We start from the raw sequence: 24,381 nt of genomic DNA on the forward strand, positions 1-24,381 counted from the left end.
AAATGGATATCTTTGGTTTTTAAAAAAATTGGATAGTTTCCTCCGCTCCCGGTTAAATTAATGAGCGTGGAGGTGATTATAATGGCTAAACAACCAAACCAATCTCAAGCTGGAACTAACGTTCAAGAAGTAAGACAACAAAACGCACAATCTGCTGGCCAAGGACAATTCGGTACTGAATTTGCCAGCGAAACAAACGCTGCTGAAGTAAGACAGCAAAACCAGCAAGCTGAAGCTAACAAAGGTCAAAATGCCGGCAAACAAAGCCGCTAATAGTATTAAAAGAAAGAAGCCGCCTTTTAATTGGAAAGGGCGGTTTCTTTCTTTGGCGTATTAGACCCAAAGTCCCCAGTTAATTTTTTATCTATGGCCATCGCTTCGACAAAACTTCCATAAAGTCAACATAACTAGTCAAAGGGTTAAAAAAAGGTACAGCGAAATATAGAAATAGGAAAAATAATGGGGACGGTGAAACAAACATGGAGAACTTTAACAGTTTAGTTTCAGAACAGATGAAAACGATGGAAAAGCTTCTTTATCTCCAAAGTGAATTGGAGCGCTGCCAAGAGATTGAAGAAGAATTGAAGGCTATTCAGCAGGAAACGGAGCTGGAAAGTGTACAGTATGAGATTGCAAGGATGAAAGAAGAACTAAAAGAAATTCATCGTATATTTGAGGAACAGACCGAAGAGGTCATCCGCTCCTATCAGGAAGTAAATGTAACTGTTTAAAAATAACATTCCTTCCCTAAATCTATCTGGTTTTCAATGCCTATAAAATCAGTTATTATATCCTTTTTTTAAAGCCGTTGATACATTTCAATGGCTCTTTGTTTTAAAAATTTCCTTTTACCGTTATAATAGTAGAAAACAGGAATCGTACTTTGTTGCCTTTTTCTTTTGGATATTATTGAGTCATGCTGTGCAGTAAACGCTGGCATGAAGGGGAGGACGCCTAATAAATGGCGCCAAAAAAAGTATTTTCAGGTTGCAAAGCTTCCGGAATGGAAAGTAGGGGAAAAAAATGGCGGTACCCATCGAAGGCGAACCAATGCAAATACACAGCTATAAACATAATGGGCATATCCACCGCGTCTGGGAGGAAACAACCGTATTAAAAGGAACACAAAATTTAGTGATTGGCGGAAATGACCGGACAATCGTAACAGAATCTGACGGAAGAACATGGGTGACAAGAGAGCCAGCCATTTGTTATTTCCATTCGCAGCACTGGTTTAATGTGATTGGAATGATTCGGGAAGATGGTGTTTATTATTACTGCAATATCAGTTCACCATTTATTTTTGACGGAGAAGCGTTAAAGTATATTGATTATGATCTGGATATTAAAGTATATCCGGACATGACATTCAATTTGCTTGACGAAGATGAGTATGAACGGCACCGTCAGGAAATGAATTATCCCGATGTAATTGACAGCATCCTTAAATCGAATGTTGACAATCTTATTCATTGGATCCGTCAGAGAAAAGGTCCTTTTGCACCGGACTTTATTGATATATGGTATGAACGTTATCTTACTTACAGACGCTAAAAAATGGCTGAATGCCGAAAAAAACGCCTGTTGGACCTTGAGTCAGCAGGTTTTTATTTTTGCCCAAATCTGCATGATTACCAGGTTTAGGGGTAAGTTTAAAAAAATAACTGGAAACATCGGCTTATTATCAAATATAAAAAAGCTGCATGATGCAGAGAGGGGGAGCGATCCGGTTGGACAGTATAAAGAGATATTTGAAATTCGTTAAGCCGTATCGGCTTCAGATTATCGGAACCATTATAATAGGCATAATTAAATTTGCCATTCCGCTTTTGATTCCGCTTCTGATTAAGTATGTAATAGATGATATTATTGGCAATGAGGCAGTGAGCCAAAGCGATAAGACCAGCACACTTTTAATGGTTATGGCTGTGATGATTGCTCTATTTGTCATCGCCCGTCCGCCAATTGAGTATTACCGCCAATACTTTGCCCAATGGGTGGCAAGCAAAATTCTATATGATATCCGGGATAAGCTTTTTACCCACATTCAAAAGTTAAGCTTCCGATTCTATGCAAATACAAGAACAGGGGAAGTCATCTCCAGGGTCATAAATGATGTTGAGCAAACCAAAACATTCGTAGTAACCGGTTTAATGAATTTATGGCTTGATGTGGCAACCATTTTAATTGCAGTTGTCATTATGCTGAATATGGATGTTACGTTGACGATTGTGTCTCTGCTTCTATTTCCGTTTTATGCATTTTCAGTCAAATACTTTTTTGGGAACCTCAGAAAGCTGACAAGGGCCCGTTCACAGGCTCTTGCAGAAGTACAGGGCTATCTGCATGAACGTGTTCAGGGGATGGCAGTTGTTAAAAGCTTTGCAATTGAAGATTATGAGCAAACTCAATTTGATGCGCAAAATAAAAATTTCCTGACAAAAGCGATCGACCATACGAAGTGGAACGCAAAGGCATTTGCAGTTGTTAACACCATTACAGATATTTCACCGCTTTTAGTAATTGGCTATTCAGGATATCAGGTTATCCAGGGGGATATTTCTCTCGGTGTCATGATGGCATTTGTCGCTTATATAGATAGATTGTACGGCCCGCTTAGAAGGCTTGTTAACTCATCAACAACCTTAACTCAATCGATAGCATCCATGGATCGTGTATTTGAGTTAATTGATGAGAAATATGATATTGACGATTCCCCTGATGCAATCCAATGCCAGAATGTTAAAGGGCATATCCAATTTGAAGAAGTGAGCTTTTCCTACAATGAGAATGAGCCTCCAGTATTAAAGAAAATAAACCTTGATGTATCAGCTGGGGAGACAATTGCCCTTGTTGGAATGAGCGGAGGAGGGAAGTCCTCTTTAGTAGGACTGATTCCGCGTTTTTATGATGTCAATGAAGGCAGAATCCTGCTTGATGGCACTGATATCCGTTCGTTTAAAGTAAGGAGCCTTCGCGATAAAATTGGCATGGTGCTTCAGGATAATATTCTGTTCAGTGAATCGGTTAAAACAAACATTCTTCTCGGCAAGCCCGATGCCACGGAGGTGGAAGTAATGGAAGCTGCCAAGGCTGCCAATGCCCACGAATTTATTATGAATTTGCCCGAAGGATATGACACCAAGGTAGGCGAGCGCGGTGTGAAGCTCTCGGGAGGGCAAAAACAGCGGATCGCCATTGCGAGGATTTTCTTGAAAAACCCGCCAATTCTTGTGCTGGATGAAGCCACTTCAGCCCTCGATTTAGAGAGTGAACATCTGATCCAGGAAGCATTGGAAAAATTGGCTAAAGACCGCACGACATTTATCGTGGCTCATCGCCTTTCCACCATCACTCATGCGGATAGGATTATCCTGATAGAGCATGGTGAAATTTCGGAAGCGGGTAGCCATGAAGAATTAATGAAAAAACAGGGTAATTATTATAAGCTTTTTCAGGTTCAGCAGCTTGAAAATTAGGTTTAAAAGCCGGCTCTATTACAGGGCCGGCTTTGTTGTGCGCTTTTTTATGGCAATGCGTTAAATTACTATAGCATTAAAATAGCTGCCCGCAAATTACGGTCATTAATCTCCATCTTTTTCATAAATATTAGTAGGATATTACTTATATAATCATATCAAAAAATATATAATGTTTACTATATTTAAATAATTTAGAAAAATGAGTAGACTTAACCAATCTTTTTTTATAGAATGAGAAAAAGATAGTGACCTAAGGTCCAAAATTGTTAAAAATGTCCCATTTCATAGAAACGGACGATCAAGAAAGGAGTATCCGTGTGACTCAAGCTCCAGTTTTAGATGTAAAGCAGCTGAGGACTTCCTTTTTCTCTTCAGATGGAGAAGTTCCCGCCGTGGACGATATCAGCTTCTCGGTTAACAAGGGTGAAATTCTTGGAATTGTAGGTGAATCGGGCTGCGGAAAGAGTGTTACATCTCTCTCCATTATGAAGCTGATTCCACAGCCCCCGGGAAAAATTGTTGGCGGCGAAATCCTCTTGGATGGAGAAGATCTTGTTAATGCATCAGAAAAAAGAATGCGTGAACTAAGAGGCAATGAAGTGGCTATGATTTTCCAGGAGCCGATGACTTCATTAAATCCGTTATTTACTATTGGAGATCAGCTGGTAGAAGGAATCAAATTACATAAAAAATTTAAAAAGAAGGCTGCGATCCAGCAGGCAGTTGAAATGCTGAAGCTTGTTGGACTGCCAAGGGCAGAGCAGATTATGAAGGAATATCCCCATCAGCTGTCAGGGGGAATGAGGCAGAGGGTAATGATTGCCATGGCATTGTCCTGCCATCCGCGCCTTTTAATTGCGGATGAGCCAACGACCGCTTTGGACGTGACAATTCAGGCCCAGATTCTATCTCTAATGAAAGATCTTAATGAAAAACTGGATACAGCCATTATTATGATCACTCATGATTTAGGGGTAGTAGCTGAAGTCTGTGAAAGGGTAATTGTTATGTATGCCGGGAAAATAGTGGAAGAAGCTCCGGTAGAAGAGATATTCAAAAACCCGAAGCACCCTTATACCCAGGGACTTCTTCAATCTGTGCCTGATGTAAGAGAAAAGAAGGAGCGTCTGTATTCCATACCTGGAAATGTCCCAAAACCGGGCTCCATCAAGACTGGATGCCGTTTTGCAGCGCGCTGTGAATTTGTCCATGACCGATGCATGGCGGAAAGTCCTCCGCTTTACAATGTAGAAAAAGCAGAACAGCATACGGTGCGCTGTTTCCTGCATGAGTCTGGGGGTGTCATTAATGACCGAAGTGCTGTTGGAAGTTAATCAGTTAAAAAAGTATTTTCCAGTAACCGGCGGTCTGTTTGGAAGAAAACAAGGTGATGTGAAAGCGGTTGACGATATCAGCTTCTTTGTCAATAAAGGGGAAACGCTTGGATTGGTCGGTGAATCAGGATGCGGCAAATCAACCACAGGCAGAATGCTGATGCGCCTGATAGAACCAACAGAAGGAAAAGTAGTCTTTGAAGGCAAGGATCTGACTGCCCTAAACTCAGCGGAAATGCGCAAAATGAGAAAGGAAATGCAGATGGTATTCCAGGATCCTTTTGCTTCCTTAAATCCGCGCCATACAGTTGAGCAGATTTTGGAGGAGCCTCTCATTGTCCACGGCATCGGTAATAAAGAAGAGCGTAAACAGCGGGTAAGGGAGATGCTTGAGGTTGTCGGCCTCAGCAGCTACCATGCCAAACGCTATCCGCATCAATTCAGCGGCGGCCAAAGGCAGAGGATTGGAATTGCAAGAGCATTGATGACCAAGCCTAAGCTGATCATTGCAGATGAGCCTGTTTCAGCTCTTGATGTATCCATTCAATCACAGGTGCTCAACCTGCTGGAAGATCTGCAAAAGGAATTTCAGCTGACGTATATATTCATTGCCCATGATCTCGGGGTAGTTAAACATATCAGTGATAGAGTTGGTGTTATGTATCTTGGAAGATTAGTTGAGATCACAACATCGGACCAGCTCTACGATAAACCGCTGCATCCGTATACAAAGGCTTTGCTTGGTGCAGTTCCCATCCCTGATCCGACTTTAAAGAAAGACAGGGAGCTATTAACAGGGGACATTCCAAGTCCTCAGAATCCGCCAGCTGGATGTGCATTCCATACAAGATGCAAAGAATGCATGGAGATATGCAAAACAGAGAGGCCACAGCTGAAGGAAATTGAACCAGGTCACTTTGCAGCCTGCCATCTTTATAGCTGAGCTATAAAAGGGCAGGACTGCATGGATGATAAATATGTAAATAGCCGATACCGGCAAAAGAAAAAAGGGGGAAAACAATGAAGAAGCGCAATGGCATTTGGTTCCTTGTGGCAGCTTTGCTTCTGTCACTGGCTCTTGCCGGCTGCAGCAGCAACTCAAGCAGCGGAACGAAAGACGAAAAGGATAATGAGAAAGGTACAGATACAGAAGAAACGTCTTCAGGCGGCACATTAGTATTTGGCCGCGGCGGTGACTCTACTTCGCTTGATCCGGCTATCACAACAGAAGGTGAATCTTTTAAAGTAACAAAAAACATCTATGAAACTTTGATTGAATTTGGTGAGCAGGATACAGAAATTCAGCCTGGCCTTGCTACTGAATGGGATTCAAGTGAAGATGGGCTAAAGCATACATTGAAGCTTCGAGAAGGCGTTAAGTTCCACGATGGAACTGATTTCAATGCTGAAGCGGTTGTCTTCAACTTTGAAAGATGGAAAGCGGGAAGCGCTGAGCAATTCTATTACTATAACTCACAGTTTGGAGACAAAATCTCTGAAGTGAAAGCTGTAGATGATTACACAGTTGAATTTATCTTAAACAAGCCAATCGCACCATTCTTAAAGAACCTTGCAATGTCCCCATTTGGAATTGCAAGCCCGGATGCAATTGAAAAGCACGGTGATAAATTCCTTCACAACCCGGTTGGTACAGGTCCATTTGTATTCCAAGAATACAAAGCCAACGACCGCATCACACTTGTTAAAAATGAGGAATACTGGCAGGAAGGCCTTCCAAAGCTCGATCAGGTTATCTTCCGTGTCATTCCTGAAAACTCTGCCCGTCTGAACGCTTTGGCTACAGGCGAAGTTGACTTAATCGATGGTGTTAACTTCAGTGATGTTGGCCAAATCGAAGGAAACCCGGACCTTCAAACTTTTGAACGTCCATCATTAAACGTAGCTTACCTTGGATTGACAAGCACCCGCGGACCATTAAAAGATAAAAAAGTCCGCCAGGCATTGAACTATGCAGTTGATAAGCAAGCTCTAATTGATGCTTTCTATGCTGGTGCAGCTGAGCCTGCGAAAAACCCAATGCCTTCAGTTGTAGCGGGTTACAATGATGACGTTAAAGATTATGAGTACGATCCTGAAAAAGCTAAGGAGCTTTTAAAAGAAGCAGGATATGAAGATGGTTTTGAAATGGAACTATGGGCAATGCCGGTTCCTAGACCATATATGCCGGATGGACAAAAAGTTGCTGAAGCACTTCAAGCCAACTTTGATGCAATCGGCGTTAAAGCAAAAATTGTTACTTATGAGTGGGGTACTTACCTGGATAAAGCTAAGAATGGTGAAGCTGACACATTCCTATTAGGATGGACTGGCGACAATGGGGATGCTGATAACTTCCTATATGTACTTCTTGACCAGGACAGCATCGGTTCTAACAACTACTCTTACTACCAAAACCCTGAAGTGCATGATCTGCTTGTAAAGGCACAGGCTAGTGCAGACCAGGCAGAGCGTGAAGAACTTTACAAACAGGCTCAGCTTCTGATCAAAGAAGATGCTCCGTGGATTCCTCTTGTTCACTCAAGACCAATCCTTGCGGGCAAAGCTGATATCACAGGCTTCAAACCGCATCCAACAGGTTCTGATTTACTGGCAACTGTAGAATTTAAATAAGATGCTTTTCAAGTGAGATAAGTATACTTCTTATATTCAAGGAAAAGGGAGTACAGTTCTGTAGCTCCCTTTTCTATTCCAACAAATTTTAGACAACCTTCAAGAGAGGTGAAATGGCAATGCTGTCCTATACACTAAAACGTTTGTTTTCCCTTATTCCAGTTCTGCTGGGGCTTTCCCTTATCGTCTTTTTTATGATTCGGGCAATTCCTGGTAATCCGGCACAGATTATCTTGGGACAATTGGCAACAAAAGAAGCAGTAGAGGAATTAACGAAGCAGCTGGGGCTTGATCAGCCTTGGTACCTTCAATATTTTACATATCTTGGCGGGCTTTTTACGGGAGATCTTGGAGAATCACTCCGTACGAAAACAGAAATTAGCCAGGAAATTTGGCCGTATCTGGCTGCAACAATTGAACTTACATTCGTTGCCATGTTAATTGCAGTTTTTATCGGTGTGAATGCGGGAATCATCAGTGCATGGTATCAGAATTCATGGTTTGATTATGTGGCAATGGTGCTTGCACTTATTGGTGTTTCCATGCCAATCTTCTGGCTTGGCTTAATGGAGCAGTGGGCATTTGCCATAAAGCTGGACTGGCTTCCTACATCGGGAAGGGAAGAAGTAAGAAATCCGATTACGGCTATTACGAACATATATATGATTGATACCCTCCTGCAGGGAAGGATGGATCAATTCTGGGATGTTATCAGACACTTGATTCTGCCTGCATTTGCTCTAGCGACAATACCAATGGCGATTATTGCGAGAATAACACGCTCTACGATGCTTGAAGTAATGAGATCCGATTTTGTCAGAACAGCGAGGGCAAAAGGCTTAAGAATGTTCTGGGTCGTTTATAAGCACTCATTAAAGAATGCCATCATTCCAGTTCTTACGATTATCGGTCTTCAAATGGGATTATTGCTTGGAGGAGCGATTTTAACAGAAACGATTTTCAGCTGGCCGGGAATCGGACGTTATATTTATGAGGCTATCAATTATCGTGATTATCCTGTTATCCAGTCAGGCATACTTATCATTGCATTTATCTTTGTCATGATCAATCTAGTGGTGGACTTGCTGTATGCAGCAATCGATCCGCGCATTAAATATAATTAAGGAGGGGGAACATACTTGGAACTTTCAACACAAAAAGACCTTCAGCCACCTATTATGCCAGCTGAAGAAAAAGCAGTTTCCCCCTGGGTGGAAGCATGGAGGAGCTTTAGAAAAAATAAACTGGCTTTAATCGGCACCATCATTGTATTATTTTTCATTCTTCTGGCTGTATTTGCACCGCTTATTGCGCCGCAGGGAATTAATGAACAAATGCTGTCAAAAAGGCTTCAGGCGCCATCAGGCGAGCATTGGTTTGGAACGGATGACTTCGGCAGGGATATCTTCTCAAGGGTTGTTTATGGGGCAAGGATCTCCTTATGGGTAGGGTTTCTGGCCGTAATCGGATCTATTGTAGTTGGCTGCCTTTTAGGTGTGGTGGCAGGATATTATGGCAAATGGGTTGATACAATTATCTCCCGCATTTTTGATATCATGCTTGCTTTCCCAAGCATCTTGCTGGCCATTGCGATTGTGGCAGTTCTTGGTCCATCATTGAGAAATGCCCTGATTGCCATTGCGGTAATCAATATTCCTAACTTTGGGAGACTTATCCGTTCAAGGGTGCTGAGTGTAAAACAGGAGGAATATATAATGGCCGCAAAAGCGATCGGAATGAGCAACAGCCGGATTCTCTTCAGGCATGTGCTGCCAAATAGTATGGCTCCGATTATTGTACAGGGAACACTTGCCATCGCCACAGCAATCATTGAATGTGCTGCCCTTGGATTCCTTGGCCTCGGTGCAGAGGCGCCAAATCCTGAATGGGGAAAAATGCTCTCCGATGCTAAGGCATATCTAATACAAGCTCCATGGACGATGATTTTCCCTGGGCTTGCGATTATGCTTACGGTTCTAGGTTTTAACTTAATGGGTGACGGATTAAGGGATGCACTTGATCCAAGAATGAAGAACTAACAAAAAAAGCAGCTGAAATCAGCTGCTTTTTCCTATGAATGTTAGTTGATATCCTCCGGTCTATTCGGCGTTCTCCGGTATTGAAACCTCATTTTCATCTTTATGATATGCCTGAAAACTGGATATAAGTTTATCAAGGTGTTCCACATGTTCATCGTAATCAACAATAGCTGATACAACTTGCATGATATGCGGGAGAATGGACTCTTCATCATGTTCATACTCTTTTTGCTGAGCCAGGAAAAGGTTCACCAGTTCCTTTCTGCTCAGGCTGAAGTCGCCTTCCTCAAACACTACATTCGGCCGAACTTTCCCAATAAATTTAAGCATGACGTGTTCATGATAATGTATAAGGATATCAAGCTGCTGCTGAACTGCATGCTGAAATTCTTCTGGCATTTGCTGCAGATCATTTTCATAGCGGTGAAGCTTTTTTAACGTTTCCAGCGAGCGTTTAACAGTCGAAATCATTTGCCTATATATAACGAGTTTTCTGGATTTAACCAGATCATTTCGTTTAAAATAATTTCTTTCCTCTTTATACATTAAGTACAGCTGATCAAGCTTCACATTGCTATCTTTCATTTTATCAATATCGTTTTTCAGCAGCTTGTGTTCAGACGCATGCCGTATATTTAGCCTGATCCATTTAGTAATTTCCTCCGTGTTGTTGGATATTTTAAAGTAAAGCTTATTCTCATATTTAGGAGGCAGAAATACAAGGTTAACGATAAAAGCTGATAATACACCAAGCATAATGGTTGAAAAACGAATAAGTGCAAACTGCAAAAAAGTATCGCCTGGTGTTTCCATAATGGCAATCAGGGTTACAAGTGACAGGCCAATCGTGTTTTCGATTTTAAGCTTTAGATTGATCGTGATAACAATGATAGCTGCCAGACCTATGATGAAGACATCGTTGCCGAATAAAAGCACGAAAATGACGGCAATTAATGCACCGATCGCATTCCCCTGGATCTGTTCAACAATAGAAAGATAAGATCTGTAAATAGTCGGCTGAACGGCAAAAATAGCTGCAATTCCAGCAAAGATAGGGGCAGGCAGATGAAAAAGTTCCGATAATAAAAGAGCTAGAATGATTGCGATTCCCGTCTTAAGTATGCGGGCGCCAAGTTTCATACAATATATGTCCTTTCTTTCTTTAAGATTTTTTATCTTATGGCTCATTAAAAAGCAAGTTGAATTAAACCGTAATTACAGTAATTATACATACTTTAAACGGTTTTGCTCATTATTAAACAATATTGTACTATACATGGATATGGAAAGAAGTTCAAGGGGCATTTTTATGAAATTTTTATTAAAAGTTATTAAAAAAGTTAAGGGTGCCTAAATGATGTGAAAAGTCCAAGAGAATGGATAATAGTGCCGCTGGGTGAGCACAGAAGAAGTGAAAGGAACTAAAGAGTTGTACCAAAACAGAATAACGAAGCCAAACTAAGACAAAAAGCCCCATCCTGAGAAAAGGATGGGGCTTGATTGGTGCAGATATATCACTCTGTGGAAACAGAAGGATCTGCTTGTTCTTTTACCGGAATGACTTGAACGAAGTGGTCTTCCGGATGATTAAGAAGGGAAGCCAGCTCTGAAGCTTCTTCTGTCTGGCCTTGATCTTTAAGCAGTGCAACGTATTGGCCAAGCAGGTCTTTTACATCTTCCTTTCCTTTATCGGAAAGAGAAGTAACGGAGACTTTTGCACCTTTGGCAATTCTGCGCTGGATGGCTTCTTTTGTTAAGCCCATTTCCGGCTGGTGTCTTAAGTAAACAACACCGCCTGTCATTCCTGCGCAGATCCATGGACCAGCATCGCCCAGGACCAGGCCTCGGCCATTAGTCATATACTCAAAGGCAAACCCTTTAATATTTGCATTTGAACCGATATTGCCGTATTCCTTTTCAGGCAGCGGCTTTTGAAGCTGGCCGCCGATAATCATATCTGCTCCGGATAATCTGATTCCGGCACGGGCATCAGCGTTTCCTTGAGCCACAAGCAAACCTTGCTGAGCTCCATAACCAAAGCCTTTACCAACAGAGCCATTATAAAACTTGCCATTCTTGCCTTTTGCTTTAAAGATTTTAATTTGTCCGCCGAAGGAAGTTTTTCCGATGCCATCCTGTGCCCCTCCAGCAACTTCGATGTTGATGCCGAAGCTATTGTAAGCTCCAAGGCCATTGCCCGGGATGGATCCGCCTTTGTATTTCAAATCAACTTGCGGAAGATTTTTATAAGAACCGTCAAGTCTGTCTCTTACACGGTGGCAGGAAACTCGGCTTCCCAGTACCCGCTGCTCGGAAGTGATGCTATGGAATTCACGTGACTGATGCAATTCCTCCACACTTGCGTCCAGATATTCTGCTCCAACAGCTACCTGCAGCTGGGCTTCCTGCAGGGCTTCAGGTGTTTCCTGAACAGAGAATTGGCCGATTTCAAGTGTTTTCAGAAGGTGAGTCAGATCAAGCTGATCCTGGCCCTTAATCTGTACAAGCAGGTCAGAACGGCCTACTGCATCCTGCAGGTTTTTTACACCAATTGAAGCTGCCAATGCTTTCAGTTCGTCGCCAAAAGCAGTAAACAGGTTCATGATGCCTTGGACAGCAAGGTCAAATTGACGTGGAACAAATCTTCTTAAACCATGCTCTTTCGCCTGTGCTTCAGAATCAATCTGGGTTGCAATACCAACATGGCAAGTATCAAGATGGCAGCCGCGGCATGTCGTACAGCCGATAGCAAGCATGGAAAGTGTACCAAAGCCTACACGATTAGCACCTAGCAGCATAACTTTTAATACGTCTGCTGCACTCTTGATTCCGCCATCAGCCCAAAGTTCTACATTCTCTCGGATACCTGCTTCCAGCAGGGCATTGTGGGCTGCTTTAACACCAATTTCAACTGGAAGGCCAACATGCTGCAGGGCATGAATTCTCGCTGCTCCAGTACCACCGTCAAAACCGCTTAGTGTGATAATATCGGCACCAGCTTTTGCAATCCCGACTGCAATGGTTCCAATATTTGGCACAACTGGCACCTTTACAGCAACTTTAGCTTTGTCATTGGCTGTCTTAAGCTCGTGAATCATCTGTGCCAAATCTTCAATCGAGTAGATGTCATGATTATTGGAAGGTGAAATCAAATCCGATCCAATCGTAGCATTACGTGCTTCGGCAATTTTTGCAGTTACCTTGGATCCAGGCAGGTGGCCTCCTTCACCAGGCTTTGCACCCTGCCCTATTTTTATTTCCAGCAAGTTGGATGAATTAAGGAGCTCGGCATTAACACCGAAGCGTCCCGATGCTACCTGCTGTCCGCGGGTTCTCGGATATTTTCCAAGCATATCCTTGATTTCTCCGCCTTCGCCATTCAGGCTGACCATGTTCAAGCGGTCAGCACCTTCAGCATAGGCTCTAAAGGCTGTTTCATTCTGAGATCCAAAGGACATGGAGGAGATGACAAATGGCAGGTCATGCTCGCCAACATGCAAGCTGATATCCTCAGGCTTTAGATGAGAAGCAGTTTCCTTAAATCCGGTTAAGTGACGGATTGTTGTTGGGTTCTGATCTTCCTGTTCTGTGATCTTTTCCTTATAAGCATTGTAGTCACCAGTTGAGGCAACTTCCCCGATCGCTTTCCAGATGCGGGGGAAAAGGCTGAATGTTTTTCCGATCCGTTCTTTTTCATTCTGGTAATCTTCTGCTCTTGCAAAAGCGTCTTCCTTTAAAGCGCTAAAGCTAAATGAAAGTTCCTTAGATCCGAAGAAATTTACTATATTCAGGTATTCGGCTAATTCTTCCTGAAGACCAATGGCAGAGAATAAACGTCCATAGCCTCTTAATTCATGAATGCCGATTGTTGAAATGACTTTTTCAAGTCCTTTAGTCAGAGCTGAGTATAAATTCTTCAGCGGTGTTTCAGATTCGCCAAGAACTGTCATAAACATATAGTAAGGACTTATAATATCAGCGCCTAAACCGAATGCTGTGATGATATCATGAAGCGATCTGATTGAAGCTGAGCGCAGCAATAGGGAACATTCACGGCGTATAGCTTCTTTTACTAGAGCTTGATCGATCGCAGAGACGGCAAGGTGCGGATCAATCCAGTAAGCTTCCTCCTGATGAGCATTGGCGTCGTCGAGTACAAGCAGAGTTTTGCCATTCTTGACAGCATCAACTGCTTCTGCTGATAAACGGTCTAAAGCTTCTTTTACCGTTTCATCTTTCGTAAATGTGGTAGACAAATAAGATATCAGCTTTTGTTCCTGATAGAAGCAGGTTACCTGATCGTAGCTCGGCTGATTAAGTTCATCGGAACATCCAAAGCCTGCTTTGCCTTCTATTAGAATAGGAGTCTGCAATTCAATAACTGCTCCTGGCTCCTGTTTTTCAAATAAAGAAGGACGCTGGCCGATAATCGTGCGGGTTGAGAAATGCTCAGTTTCCCGGTCACGGTCAATGGCAGGGTTTGTAACGACAGCAACACTTTCTTTAATAAAATCTGCAATGTTCTTTCTCTGGGGATTCAGAGCCGCCAATGGCGAATCGTGTCCAAGTGAACGGATTGGCTCGGCTCCTTTTTCTGCCATTTGCTCGACAAGCTGGACATGGTCTCTTTCCCAGCCGAACGCTTTATACTGCCCGTTGTGAATCTTATCCGGGTAGTTTATAGAAATGGTTTTCTCCAGTTTAGGAGACTGCAGGCGAATCCGGAAGTTTTCAGCGTTCACTCTCTTTGAAAATCTTTCAAAAACTTCAGCCTGATAGTGGCTATGCTCGTAAACAGCCAGAGTGTCTCCGTCCCATTTCAGCCCTACCTTTTCTCCCGGTGATAGCGGCTTAGGTTCATTAACATATTCGCTGGATGGGATGATTCCCGGCTCAGATGAGAACAGGTAAGAACTTTCGGTTTGCAGCATCCACAGCGGGCGAAGGCCCAGTGCATCTACACTGAACACTGCCTCATCCGCAAAGCGGGAAATAATTCCTGCTGGCCCTTGAGCAAAATGTCCCCATGCTTCCCGGATATAGGAGTACATATCCTGAAGGTGATCAGGGTATGACTTGATTTCATTCACGATAGGCGGGAACATGACATCCATTGCTTCAAAGAGGGTGTATCCATCCCTGCAGATAAACGTTTCAAGTGTTCTGCTCAGATCCTGAGAGTCACTGCCGTCTTTTACAAGCGGAACGCCAACCATCTTGGCTTCATCCCTGAGCTTGGCAATCGTGTTGATTTCTCCGTTATGCCCTAACACGCTAAAAGGCTGGACCCGAAAAAAGCTTGATAATGTATTAGTGGAATAGCGATTATGCCCCAGTGTCATTGTCGAGGCAACAAGCGGGCTTGCCAAGTCATGGTAATATTTTGGAAGAATGTCCCCTGCTCCCATTACTTTGTAAACGGCATGATGCTGGCTAAGGGAGGCGACATGGACATGCTCGTCTTCTTCAAAATCAACAATTATTTCAAACAGTTTCCTGGAAAGCTCTCCTCCAGTTGTTTCTGCTAAACAGGCAAACTGCCAGAATACAGGATTCTCCTGGATGGCAATTGGACCTAAAGCTGAGGACTCGGTTACTTCGTCAGATGCATAAATAACCATTAGATTTGCGTCAGCAAGCTTTTGCAGCAAAATGGCTTTTAGTGATTCAGTATCCTGCTTTCTGGACATAAACACATGTCCAACGACAAATCCTTCTTTTTCTGCTGCGTTAGGATCTGCTCCTGCTGCCTTTAGCTTTTCTTTCCATAGCTCTCTTGGGATATCAATATGAATCCCTACACCGTCGCCTTCTCCATTAATAAAGCCGGCACGGTGATTCATAGTAACAAGTGCATTGATACAGCTGAAAATGTTTTCACGGGTAGGGACTTTCTTTTTCTCCATTGCAGAAACGATGCCGCATGCATCGTGTTCCTGGCGGTGAAACTCTTTAAAAAGTGAAGGACTCCATTGCTGTAATGTCATAAAATTCGGCTGAAAATAAGGCTGTGCCTTAAAGCCGTTCACCTCCTGAAAAATAGTAATCTATAAAAATTTAATGTTTACGGGTTTTAAATGAGGCTGCTTCAAAGTTAATCTTGTTTTGAAAGGATAAATGCATAAGCATTTATTGAATGAATAGTTAGATTATTCGGGACAGGCTAATAATATTATTAAACTCTTTTTGTCAGCGTAATCCGCTCTTACACAAAAGATTTCTCCCATCATATCATATGAATTTTCAGAAATCAATTATTTATACAAAAAGTTGGATATGATTTGGAGGGGGACATTGGTTTTTGTATAAAAAATAGCCTTGTTTGTAAACGTTTTCATTATTGTGGTTAAAGAAAACGGAAGCATTTCTGCTCCCGTTAATGTATAGGAATATGAATATTTATTCGTCTTTTAATTGCTGAAATGCATTTTGTACCGCGTGAATCGTTGCATGAATATCTTCCTCGGTATGAGCGATTGTCATAAACCATGCTTCATATTTGGAAGGAGCCAGGTTTATTCCCTGGTTGAGCATCAGCTTGAAGAACTTTGCAAACATTTCTCCATCTGTATTTTCTGCCTGCTCATAATTCACAACTTTTTCTTCCGTAAAGTAGATGGTCAGTGCACCTTTTAATCGGTTAATTGTAATTGGGATGTTATGTTCTTCAGCTGCCTCGCTAATGCCTTTTTCAAGCATTTCGCCAAGTCGGTCCAGATATTCATAGACACCCGGCTGTTTCAATACTTCGAGACATGCAATTCCAGACAGAATCGAAGCGGGATTACCAGCCATTGTACCAGCTTGATATGCAGGACCTAACGGAGCTACCGTTTCCATGATTTCCTTCTTTCCGCCATACGCGCCGATTGGAAGGCCGCCTCCTATGATTTTCCCCATAGCGGTCAAGTCCGGTTTTAAGCCAAGCAGGTCCTGAGCGCCGCCGTACATAAAACGGAAAGCTGTGATGACTTCATCATAAATGACTAGTGCACCAGCTGCATGTGTTAATTCGTTAACCTGTTCTAAGAAACCTGGTTTGGGTTCAACAATTCCGAAGTTGCCGACAATCGGTTCAACCAGGACGGCAGCGATCTGGTCGCCCCATTTTTTCAGCGCTTCCTTATATGGCTCTATTTCATTGAAAGGAACCGTGATCACTTCCTGGGCAATGCTCTTTGGAACCCCGGCGGAGTCTGGGGTTCCGAGTGTTGATGGCCCTGAACCTGCAGCAACTAGAACAAGATCGGAATGGCCGTGATAGCAGCCTGCAAACTTGATGATTTTGTCCCTTCCCGTATAGGCTCTTGCAACACGGATCGTTGTCATAACCGCTTCAGTTCCTGAGTTCACAAAGCGGACTTTATCCAAATTAGGCATTGCTTCCTTTAGCATTTCGGCGAACTTCACTTCATGAGGTGTCGGAGTTCCATATAAAACTCCGCGCTCAGCTGCTGTTTTTATTGCTTCTGTAATATGGGGATGGGCATGCCCGGTAATGATAGGACCGTATGCAGCTAGATAATCAATATATTGATTGCCGTCCACATCCCAGAAATAAGCGCCCTGTGCACGTTCCATTGCAACCGGCGAGCCGCCGCCAACTGCTTTATAGGAGCGGGAAGGACTGTTCACCCCGCCGACAATATGTTCTAAAGCCTGTTTATGCAGCCGTTCAGAATTAGTAAATTGCATGTTAATCCTCCTGATAGAATCCAATTATACGTTCATCATTATTTTAACATGTTTGGATGGGGCTTCGTCCATTCTAATGGGAAGGCGGATTATTCTGTATTTTAAGAAGCGGGAAGAGAGCAATCTAGTTGTGAAGAAAGCGCTGTTTGTCTAAACTATTTCATTAGGGCATTAATTGGCAGGAGGAATTTTGATGAATGATGCAATAACAGTACGGAACTTAAAGAAGGAGTTTAAAGCTTATTCAAGCCGCTCAGGATTAAAAGGTGCTTTCCGTGACTTGCTTACAAGGAATTATAAGATTGTGCCAGCGGTTAACAATATCAGTTTTAATGTAAAGCAAGGGGAGATGGTTGGGTATATTGGTGAAAATGGAGCGGGGAAATCAACAACCATAAAAATGCTGACGGGAATTCTAACCCCAACGAGCGGCGAAGTGATCGTAAATGGAATGAACCCTCATAAAGACCGCGAAAAATTCGTCAGCACGATTGGAGTGGTTTTCGGCCAGAGATCACAGCTTTGGTGGGATATTGCTGTACAGGAATCTTTCAGGCTGCTAAAGAAGGTGTACAAAGTTTCTGATGAGCAGTACGACAGCCATATGGCGCATGTTATCAAAACCTTGGGTATTGAACCTTTGCTCGACAAGCCGGTCCGGAAGCTTTCACTCGGGCAGAGAATGAGGTGTGAACTGGCAGCAGCACTCATCCATAATCCGCCGCTGCTGTTCTTGGACGAGCCGACTATTGGGCTTGATGTGCTTGTTAAATTAAAAATCAGGGAGTTTTTAAAAGAAATTAATGAAAAATATAATACAACCATTCTGCTGACTACTCATGATCTGTCAGATATTGAGGCGCTATGCGAACGCGTGGTTATGCTAGATGACGGGAAAATCATTTATGATGGAGCATTAAAAAGCCTGAAGGAAAAATGGGGAGAAGGGAAGGAAATAGAATTTCAATTTCTTGAAGAAGTGGACCTTAGCGACTTAAACAAAATTACGGCTTCATCGGAAGTAAAATGGGAAAAGGATGATAAAGAAGCGATCTTTACGGCCTTTGCAGAGGATAATGATGAACTGATTTCCCTGCTGATCGCAAAAGTGGTGGCGGATTTGAAAGTGAAAGATATCAATATTAAAGAAACTTCAACAGAAGAAATTATAAGAAATATTTATGACCGGGGGATATCTTAATGGAAGGATTTATTTTTATCCGGGGGTGTTCCTGTGGATAAGTATATAGAAATGATTCGGATCCGCTTTTTGATGATGCTTGCCTACAGAACGAATTACTATACGGGCATTCTTATATACAGCATTAATATTGGTGCTTACTATTTCTTGTGGAGCGCCATTTATGGAGAAAAAGATGCGATCGAGGGAATGTCTGTGATCCAGATGTCGACATATGTGGCTGTAGCCTGGATGGCAAGGGCATTTTACTTTAATAATATAGACCGGGAAATGGCAGCTGAAATTAAAGAAGGAAAAGTAGCGGTGGAACTGATCCGCCCATATAATTATTTGGGCATGAAAACGATGCAGGGATTGGGAGAAGGGATATTCCGTCTCTTCTTTTTCTCGGTGCCGGGAATGGTAATTGTCTCGTTCATTTTTCCGCTCCAATTTTCTGCGGATTGGACTACCTGGATTTTCTTTGTTTTATCGATTTTATTAAGTTTTCTTATTAATACGCAAATTAATTTGCTGACAGGTATTACCACTTTCTTCTTATTTAATAATACAGGGCTTATCCGGGCGAAAAGAGTTGTGATTGATCTCTTTTCCGGCCTTCTGATTCCTATCAGCTTTTTTCCGTTATGGGCACAGGATATATTAAGATTTCTTCCCTTTCAGGGGATCAGTTATGTGCCGAGTATGATTTTTACTAATAGTTTTTCAAATAATGAAGCAGTTCAGGCGATCGTGATGCAGGGAGTATGGGTGATTATTCTGATCATACCAATCCAGGTTCTGTGGATCATAGCGAAAAAACAGCTCATTATTCAAGGAGGGTGACAGATGTTTTATATAACTATTTTCTTTCAATATGTCGCCCAATATATGAAAACAAGAATGCAGTACCGCGCAGATTTATTTGTAGAGATCTTTTCAGATCTATTATTTCAGGCAGTCAATTTAATTTTTATATTAGTTGTATTTGGCCATACAAATCTGCTTGGAGGCTGGACGAGGGATGAAATTATATTTATTTACGGATTTTTCCTTGTGCCTTATGCGCTGTTTTCATCTTTCTTTAATATTTGGGATTTCAATGAGAGGTATATTGTAAAGGGCGAACTCGATAGGGTTTTGACCCGGCCTATCCATAGTCTGTTTCAAATCGTTTTAGAACGGATGGAACTTGAATCTCTTTTTGGTGCTGTTACAGGCATTGCGGTTATGATTTACGCCGGAAACAGTCTTGGGTTAGAGATATCCTGGACAGATCCGTTCTTATTTTTCTTATTTGTGATAGGTGGAATGCTTGTGTACGGAGGCATCTTTGTTATGATTGCCTGCATTAGCTTTTGGGCGGATGCCAGAACATCAATCATGCCGATGATGTACAACATCGGGAATTATGGAAGGTATCCGGTTGATATTTATAACAGTGTCATACGCTTCGTCCTAACCTGGGTGCTTCCGTTTGCCTTTGTTGGTGTATACCCAGCTTCATACTTTTTGGGGAAAGAGGAATGGTTTTTGTATTCCTTTTTAACGCCTGTAATCGGTATAGTATTTTTCGGAATTTCAATCCTGACTTGGAATTCGGGTGTTAAGCGTTATCGAGGTGCGGGGAATTAAAGCCGGGTTAAACTCTGGCTTTTTTTATGGTTGGACCTTCTGACTATAAGCAGAAAAACGTTTCATAGACGGGCTGTCATACGGGCAAGGCCATAAGCGTATAAATGAATTGATAAGCATTTCGAAATGAGGTGCAGTATGGCATTTTATTTATCGCTGATTTTAATCGTGCTGTGCATGATCATGAGTCTGCAGACTCTTTTTTCATCCGCCAAGATAAAAGGAAGATGGGTTTCCGTGGAGAATTTTCTATATCTAATAAGTTTGTATGCAACGATTATGATTGGGTTTGGCCTGATATATATTTGGCTTGATTTACATGGGCTCGTGGTTTTGATGGATGGCACTGACTATATGGAAACTGGTTTCCTCGAGAGGCTGGAGACGGGTTTTTATTTTAGTGCGGTAACCCTGTTTTCGGTTGGGTATGGAGATATCAGTCCTATTGGAATAGGCAGGCTGATTGCGGTCCTTGAGGCTTTGATTGGCTACGTGATACCTGCAGCATTTGTAGCCAGGGTGGTATTTGATGCAGGTGACCGGGCTCCATAATGCCAGGAGTTGTTTTTGAACACAAAGTTGGATAGGCTTAGAGTAAGAAACTGATCCAACAGGAGGAATAAAAGATGGCAATTTCAATTGGAGAATTGGCACCGGATTTTGAACTGGCGGCCAGCAATGGTGAAAAAGTAAAGTTATCAGATTACCGCGGGAAAAATATTGTTCTTTATTTTTACCCAAAAGACATGACGCCTGGCTGCACAACACAGGCATGTGATTTCAGGGACAATCATGGGAATTTTGCAGATGTGAATGCCGTCGTTTTAGGAATAAGTCCCGATCCGCTCAGCAGGCATGAGAAGTTCATTGATAAGCATGGATTGCCTTTCCTGCTGCTTGCGGATGAGGACCATAAAGCGGCAGAGGCGTACGGTGTTTGGAAACTGAAAAAGAACTTCGGAAAAGAATATATGGGCATTGAGCGTTCCACTTTTATTATTGACCAGGAAGGCAAACTGGTTAAAGAGTGGCGTAAGGTTAAGGTGAAAGGGCATGTCGAGGAGGCCCTGGAATATATTAAGGAGAATCTTGCCTAGCCGTAAATGGGTTGCCTATTTTTTAACGGAACAAGGCTTTTGTCCATTCCTAAGAACAAGTTTTGCATATCATTTTATTAGGGCATACCTCCTCAGATACTTTTTCGAAACGGACCTGAACAGGTTCGTTTTTTTTATATTATTTTTGCCAAGCGGCAATGGGTGATATGATGAATAAAACTAATTTGGAGTGGAGTTTATAAAAATTGTGTCATCTATTTTGCCTCCCCGGGAGCTGCGGGAAGAGGTAATTCAGGATTTTCCTCAAGGGAATTTTCTATTGTTTGACGGATTTGAAGCAGCAGGGGAATCCATTATGATGATGAAGTATTTATTAATATGGAGAAGATATCTAACAGCAGAACATATTAATAAGACAACAAAATTAAAGTGGATTATGGTGAAGTCAGCAGGAATGGATGAAATGCCTTAAAAAACATGCAATGAGAAAGGGATTTTAAATACAAATGCAAGGGGAATCCATAATATCCCTAACGCTTGGTACTATGTTAGGGCATGTTAAACAAACTGCTTCCTAAAAATGAAAAGGCCCAAGTCTGGTTAAATTTTTAAGCATAACCTTCATACATATATATAAAATAACAAAGATTATATTAATGCGATCGATTTTGAAAGAGGGTATTAAGATGAGGATTTATACAAAAACGGGAGATAAGGGGACAACGTCATTAATATACGGGCAGAGAGTCAGTAAAAATGACATTCGCGTAGAGGCATACGGCTCATGTGATGAAGCGAATTCAATGATTGGAATGGCCTTAAGCCATTTAAGAAGTGAGTATTTCAGCGGCAAAGAAAAAGCGGAAGAGGTTTTTCATAAAGTGCAGACCGACCTGTTTCATGCAGGAGCAGAGCTGGCAACGCCTGCTGGGAAAGAAGTTAAATGGACGATAAAGGAAGAGGATATCACCTTCATGGAAAATCAAATTGATGAGTGGGAAACTGACCTTGCAGCGCTTCATAACTTTATATTACCCGGCGGTCATCCTTCAGGAGCTGCATTTCATGTGGCGAGAACGGTTGTGAGAAGAGCAGAACGATGTGCAGTGTCGCTTGGCGAAGAAGTGAATCCGCTCGTTTTAGTCTATCTGAACCGATTGTCTGATCTGCTGTTTGTTGCTGCACGATTTATCAATCAACATTTAGGCTCTGGTGAGCAATCGCTGCACGCTGAAAAGAGTTGATTCCTTCTATTATGGAGTTTGTAATATTGACAAATGTGGTAAAAAATTAGTACACTATTTATAAAGATTATAAAGTAAGAATATTTGTTGGAAAAGAGGTGCATGGCGGTGGCGCATATGGAATTAAAAGAGGCGCTGGATACTTTAAAAGACACTGGAGTCCGTATCACTCCGCAGCGTCATGCGATACTTGAATATTTAATAAACTCCATGTCACACCCTACTGCTGACGATATATACAAAGCATTAGAGGGGAAATTTCCAAATATGAGTGTGGCAACAGTTTACAATAATTTACGAGTATTCCGTGAGGTTGGCCTGGTAAAGGAACTGACATATGGTGACGCATCTAGCCGCTTCGATTTTGTAACCACTCATCATTATCATGTCATATGTGAAAGCTGCGGCAAGATTGTAGACTTCCACTATCCTGGTCTTGATGAAGTAGAGCACCTTGCTTCACATGTTACAGGTTTTAAAATCAGCCATCATAGAATGGAGATTTACGGGACATGTCCAGAATGTGCAAGTAAAGAAGCTCACTAATAAATTATTTAAAGCTGCCGGCTGTGTGCTGTCAGCTTTTTATTTTTCCATTAAAAAACCGGCTGTAAGTTAGCCGGTCATTCTCGAACTTGAATATGAAGCAAGAGATAAATCAGCTCTGCTTCGTATTTTTTTTGTTGTATTTTTCATCAAATTCAACGCCCTCAAGTTTTGGATCAAGCGTTAAAGGTTCATTACAGTACATGCACATATCAACGCGGCCAAGCATCTTTGTATGTTTTCCGCAATTTGGGCAAACCACCTGCACGGTTTTTGTTGAAAGCATGCCGATCCAAAAATATACACCGGTGCTAGCAAGAATGCAGAGCATTCCAAGAAGCATAAATATTGTCATGAGAAGAGCGGAATTCCTAAAGAATATTCCGAGATACATAACGATAAATCCGATAAAAATTAAACTAAGGGCAAATGTACGAATCTTATTGATTTTATTAGAGTACTTAGCCATTCTGCTCCCTCCTAAAAACTAACTATACCATACTCCTTTTGCTTAAATAAATATTAATATAGAATGGTGTCGAAAAATGTCTCACATTTAGGAAGGATTTCATTTATAATTGTCGAAGATATACGCTATCAATAAAATGGAGGAATTATGATGGAAGATATTCTCCGTCCTATATATCAAGAACGGGCAAGCCAGACAAACACTCTTGGCGTGATTATGACCGAAAAACTGCAAAAAGCTATTCCTGCTACTGATACATTTGATGCTGTACTGCTGATCCTTGTAGAGGAAGCAGATGAACCTGTGTTTGTTAAACATTACACATATAAAGATAAAAAAGCTGCTCTTCATATCGTGACAGATAAGCAGCTTCGCGAATGGATCCTGCTGGGGTCGAACCGAAAGATCTTTGATTGGCTTTATAATGGGAAAGTCTTATTCGATCGAAATGAATATGTTCATAACCTGAAGGTGGAATTAAGAGAATTTCCGTTCTATGGGCGAAAATTAAAAATGGGTCTTGAGTTTGCCAAGCTGATCAGGAGATATATGGATGGCAAAGCCTTTTTTGAAAATCGCCATTATTTTGATGCCTATAACCATATTGTACATTCCCTTCATCACCTGGCCAGGCTGGCTGTTATCGAAAATGGATTCCATCCAGAGGTAACTGTCTGGAATCAGGTAAAGCAAATTGAACCTGAAATAATGAAGCTTTATGAAGAATTGGTGAATAGCCAGGAGCCTCTTGAAAAAAGACTGGAGCTTCTGTTTCTTGCAAGTGAATTTTTAATTCATTCAAGAACTAAGCAAGGAATCAGCCATCTTGCAGATGTGCTTGCTGAGAAAGAAGAATGGTCCATCGACGATATTATGGACCATGAGGAACTTTATCTATATGCAGTTGACTTAAGCATGCTTCTTGAGTATTTGATTGATAAGCATTTTATCGAAGTAGTAAATGTGGAAACAAAAGGTCAAGGGATTTATCACAGGTATTACAAACTCAAAAAAAAAATATCGTAAAAAAACTTTAAAAGTTATTGACCTTTATTTAAATCCTTGTTA

22 protein-coding genes are annotated in these 24,381 nt (G+C 41.8%); 18 read left to right on the forward strand and 4 right to left on the reverse strand.

The genetic code is table 11. The annotated features are described in order from the left end of the window. Positions 1-81: 81 nt before the first annotated feature. The 9 genes from IRB79_RS07100 to nikC all read left to right on the forward strand — a co-directional run bounded on the left by IRB79_RS07100 (position 82) and on the right by nikC (position 9,486). Positions 82-273: a gamma-type small acid-soluble spore protein gene (locus tag IRB79_RS07100; RefSeq protein WP_243507708.1), complete on the forward strand. Its 192-nt coding sequence runs from the start codon at positions 82-84 to the stop codon at positions 271-273. A gap of 206 nt (positions 274-479) precedes the next feature. After that, positions 480-731, forward strand: a complete 252-nt coding sequence (locus tag IRB79_RS07105) for a YgaB family protein (protein ID WP_009335839.1) — start codon at positions 480-482, stop codon at positions 729-731. A gap of 292 nt (positions 732-1,023) precedes the next feature. Beyond that, positions 1,024-1,554, forward strand: a complete 531-nt coding sequence (gene ntdP, locus IRB79_RS07110) for a nucleoside tri-diphosphate phosphatase (RefSeq protein WP_009335840.1) — start codon at positions 1,024-1,026, stop codon at positions 1,552-1,554. A gap of 176 nt (positions 1,555-1,730) precedes the next feature. Further along, a complete protein-coding gene (locus IRB79_RS07115; protein ID WP_279401053.1) occupies positions 1,731-3,479 on the forward strand; it encodes an ABC transporter ATP-binding protein in 1,749 nt (582 codons plus the stop codon). Positions 3,480-3,799: 320 nt separating this feature from the next. Further along, positions 3,800-4,816 carry an ABC transporter ATP-binding protein gene (locus IRB79_RS07120; protein ID WP_243507711.1) on the forward strand — a complete coding sequence of 339 codons (1,017 nt, stop codon included), beginning with the start codon at positions 3,800-3,802 and terminating at the stop codon, positions 4,814-4,816. Next, positions 4,791-5,759 (forward strand): ABC transporter ATP-binding protein, encoded by a 969-nt coding sequence (locus IRB79_RS07125; protein ID WP_243507713.1) that lies wholly within the window; start codon positions 4,791-4,793, stop codon positions 5,757-5,759. Before IRB79_RS07120 ends, IRB79_RS07125 begins: the two co-directional genes overlap by 26 nt. Before the next feature lie 77 nt (positions 5,760-5,836). Further along, complete coding sequence (locus IRB79_RS07130) at positions 5,837-7,447, forward strand: ABC transporter substrate-binding protein (protein WP_243507714.1); 1,611 nt, start codon at positions 5,837-5,839, stop codon at positions 7,445-7,447. A gap of 119 nt (positions 7,448-7,566) precedes the next feature. Then, complete coding sequence (locus IRB79_RS07135) at positions 7,567-8,571, forward strand: ABC transporter permease (RefSeq protein ID WP_243507716.1); 1,005 nt, start codon at positions 7,567-7,569, stop codon at positions 8,569-8,571. 54 nt (positions 8,572-8,625) lie between these two features. Then, positions 8,626-9,486, forward strand: coding sequence for a nickel transporter permease (gene nikC, locus IRB79_RS07140; protein ID WP_050807843.1), 861 nt, complete (start codon positions 8,626-8,628; stop codon positions 9,484-9,486). 60 nt (positions 9,487-9,546) lie between these two features. On the opposite strand, the gene IRB79_RS07145 is transcribed toward nikC, so the two are convergent. The 3 genes from IRB79_RS07145 to IRB79_RS07155 form a co-directional block, all read right to left on the reverse strand. Continuing rightward, complete coding sequence (locus tag IRB79_RS07145; protein WP_243507718.1) at positions 9,547-10,626, reverse strand: FUSC family protein; 1,080 nt, start codon at positions 10,624-10,626, stop codon at positions 9,547-9,549. A 374-nt stretch (positions 10,627-11,000) separates the two neighbouring features. Then, entirely contained in the window at positions 11,001-15,473 is a 4,473-nt protein-coding gene (locus tag IRB79_RS07150) for a glutamate synthase-related protein (protein WP_243507720.1), read from the reverse strand. A 412-nt stretch (positions 15,474-15,885) separates the two neighbouring features. Then, entirely contained in the window at positions 15,886-17,181 is a 1,296-nt protein-coding gene (locus IRB79_RS07155; protein ID WP_252217365.1) for a glutamate-1-semialdehyde 2,1-aminomutase, read from the reverse strand. A gap of 193 nt (positions 17,182-17,374) precedes the next feature. Here IRB79_RS07155 and IRB79_RS07160 point away from each other — a divergent pair, with 193 nt between their 5' ends. The 8 genes from IRB79_RS07160 to perR all read left to right on the forward strand — a co-directional run bounded on the left by IRB79_RS07160 (position 17,375) and on the right by perR (position 22,844). Next, entirely contained in the window at positions 17,375-18,382 is a 1,008-nt protein-coding gene (locus tag IRB79_RS07160) for an ABC transporter ATP-binding protein (RefSeq protein WP_243507722.1), read from the forward strand. A 33-nt stretch (positions 18,383-18,415) separates the two neighbouring features. Then, complete coding sequence (locus IRB79_RS07165) at positions 18,416-19,207, forward strand: ABC transporter permease (RefSeq protein WP_243507723.1); 792 nt, start codon at positions 18,416-18,418, stop codon at positions 19,205-19,207. A gap of 3 nt (positions 19,208-19,210) precedes the next feature. Further along, positions 19,211-19,996, forward strand: coding sequence for an ABC transporter permease (locus IRB79_RS07170; RefSeq protein ID WP_243507725.1), 786 nt, complete (start codon positions 19,211-19,213; stop codon positions 19,994-19,996). 138 nt (positions 19,997-20,134) lie between these two features. Further along, on the forward strand, positions 20,135-20,548 hold the full coding sequence (locus IRB79_RS07175; protein WP_206842618.1) for a potassium channel family protein: 414 nt from the start codon (positions 20,135-20,137) through the stop codon (positions 20,546-20,548). A gap of 74 nt (positions 20,549-20,622) precedes the next feature. Next, positions 20,623-21,093, forward strand: coding sequence for a thioredoxin-dependent thiol peroxidase (bcp, locus tag IRB79_RS07180; protein WP_243507727.1), 471 nt, complete (start codon positions 20,623-20,625; stop codon positions 21,091-21,093). 208 nt (positions 21,094-21,301) lie between these two features. Continuing rightward, the gene (locus IRB79_RS07185) at positions 21,302-21,526 is read left to right on the forward strand and encodes a hypothetical protein (protein WP_243507729.1); all 225 of its coding nucleotides are present in this window, start codon (positions 21,302-21,304) and stop codon (positions 21,524-21,526) included. 214 nt (positions 21,527-21,740) lie between these two features. Next, positions 21,741-22,298, forward strand: coding sequence for a cob(I)yrinic acid a,c-diamide adenosyltransferase (locus tag IRB79_RS07190; RefSeq protein ID WP_243507731.1), 558 nt, complete (start codon positions 21,741-21,743; stop codon positions 22,296-22,298). A 108-nt stretch (positions 22,299-22,406) separates the two neighbouring features. Beyond that, positions 22,407-22,844 carry a peroxide-responsive transcriptional repressor PerR gene (gene perR, locus IRB79_RS07195; RefSeq protein ID WP_166672513.1) on the forward strand — a complete coding sequence of 146 codons (438 nt, stop codon included), beginning with the start codon at positions 22,407-22,409 and terminating at the stop codon, positions 22,842-22,844. Between the two features lie 112 nt (positions 22,845-22,956). Here perR and IRB79_RS07200 read toward each other — a convergent pair whose 3' ends face one another. Then, positions 22,957-23,313 (reverse strand): YgzB family protein, encoded by a 357-nt coding sequence (locus IRB79_RS07200; RefSeq protein WP_009335859.1) that lies wholly within the window; start codon positions 23,311-23,313, stop codon positions 22,957-22,959. A 150-nt stretch (positions 23,314-23,463) separates the two neighbouring features. On the opposite strand from IRB79_RS07200, the gene IRB79_RS07205 reads away from it, so the two are divergent. Further along, a complete protein-coding gene (locus IRB79_RS07205) occupies positions 23,464-24,339 on the forward strand; it encodes a nucleotidyltransferase-like protein (RefSeq protein ID WP_243509296.1) in 876 nt (291 codons plus the stop codon). Positions 24,340-24,381: the final 42 nt, after the last annotated feature.

The sequence above is a fragment of the Cytobacillus oceanisediminis genome, assembly GCF_022811925.1.
Taxonomy (GTDB): domain Bacteria; phylum Bacillota; class Bacilli; order Bacillales; family Cytobacillaceae; genus Cytobacillus; species Cytobacillus oceanisediminis_D.

Bases quoted from the DNA above. Each gene is read 5' to 3' on its own strand.
- IRB79_RS07145 (WP_243507718.1), bottom strand. From the start codon at position 10,626: ATGAAACTTGGCGCCCGCATACTTAAGACGGGAATCGCAATCATTCTA.
- ntdP (WP_009335840.1), top strand. From the start codon at position 1,024: ATGGCGGTACCCATCGAAGGCGAACCAATGCAAATACACAGCTATAAA.
- IRB79_RS07200 (WP_009335859.1), bottom strand. From the start codon at position 23,313: ATGGCTAAGTACTCTAATAAAATCAATAAGATTCGTACATTTGCCCTT.
- IRB79_RS07170 (WP_243507725.1), top strand. From the start codon at position 19,211: ATGTTTTATATAACTATTTTCTTTCAATATGTCGCCCAATATATGAAA.
- IRB79_RS07150 (WP_243507720.1), bottom strand. From the start codon at position 15,473: ATGACATTACAGCAATGGAGTCCTTCACTTTTTAAAGAGTTTCACCGC.
- IRB79_RS07155 (WP_252217365.1), bottom strand. From the start codon at position 17,181: ATGCAATTTACTAATTCTGAACGGCTGCATAAACAGGCTTTAGAACAT.
- IRB79_RS07175 (WP_206842618.1), top strand. From the start codon at position 20,135: ATGGCATTTTATTTATCGCTGATTTTAATCGTGCTGTGCATGATCATG.
- nikC (WP_050807843.1), top strand. From the start codon at position 8,626: ATGCCAGCTGAAGAAAAAGCAGTTTCCCCCTGGGTGGAAGCATGGAGG.
- IRB79_RS07190 (WP_243507731.1), top strand. From the start codon at position 21,741: ATGAGGATTTATACAAAAACGGGAGATAAGGGGACAACGTCATTAATA.
- IRB79_RS07205 (WP_243509296.1), top strand. From the start codon at position 23,464: ATGGAAGATATTCTCCGTCCTATATATCAAGAACGGGCAAGCCAGACA.
- IRB79_RS07125 (WP_243507713.1), top strand. From the start codon at position 4,791: ATGACCGAAGTGCTGTTGGAAGTTAATCAGTTAAAAAAGTATTTTCCA.
- IRB79_RS07160 (WP_243507722.1), top strand. From the start codon at position 17,375: ATGAATGATGCAATAACAGTACGGAACTTAAAGAAGGAGTTTAAAGCT.
- IRB79_RS07135 (WP_243507716.1), top strand. From the start codon at position 7,567: ATGCTGTCCTATACACTAAAACGTTTGTTTTCCCTTATTCCAGTTCTG.
- IRB79_RS07100 (WP_243507708.1), top strand. From the start codon at position 82: ATGGCTAAACAACCAAACCAATCTCAAGCTGGAACTAACGTTCAAGAA.
- IRB79_RS07105 (WP_009335839.1), top strand. From the start codon at position 480: ATGGAGAACTTTAACAGTTTAGTTTCAGAACAGATGAAAACGATGGAA.
- IRB79_RS07130 (WP_243507714.1), top strand. From the start codon at position 5,837: ATGAAGAAGCGCAATGGCATTTGGTTCCTTGTGGCAGCTTTGCTTCTG.
- bcp (WP_243507727.1), top strand. From the start codon at position 20,623: ATGGCAATTTCAATTGGAGAATTGGCACCGGATTTTGAACTGGCGGCC.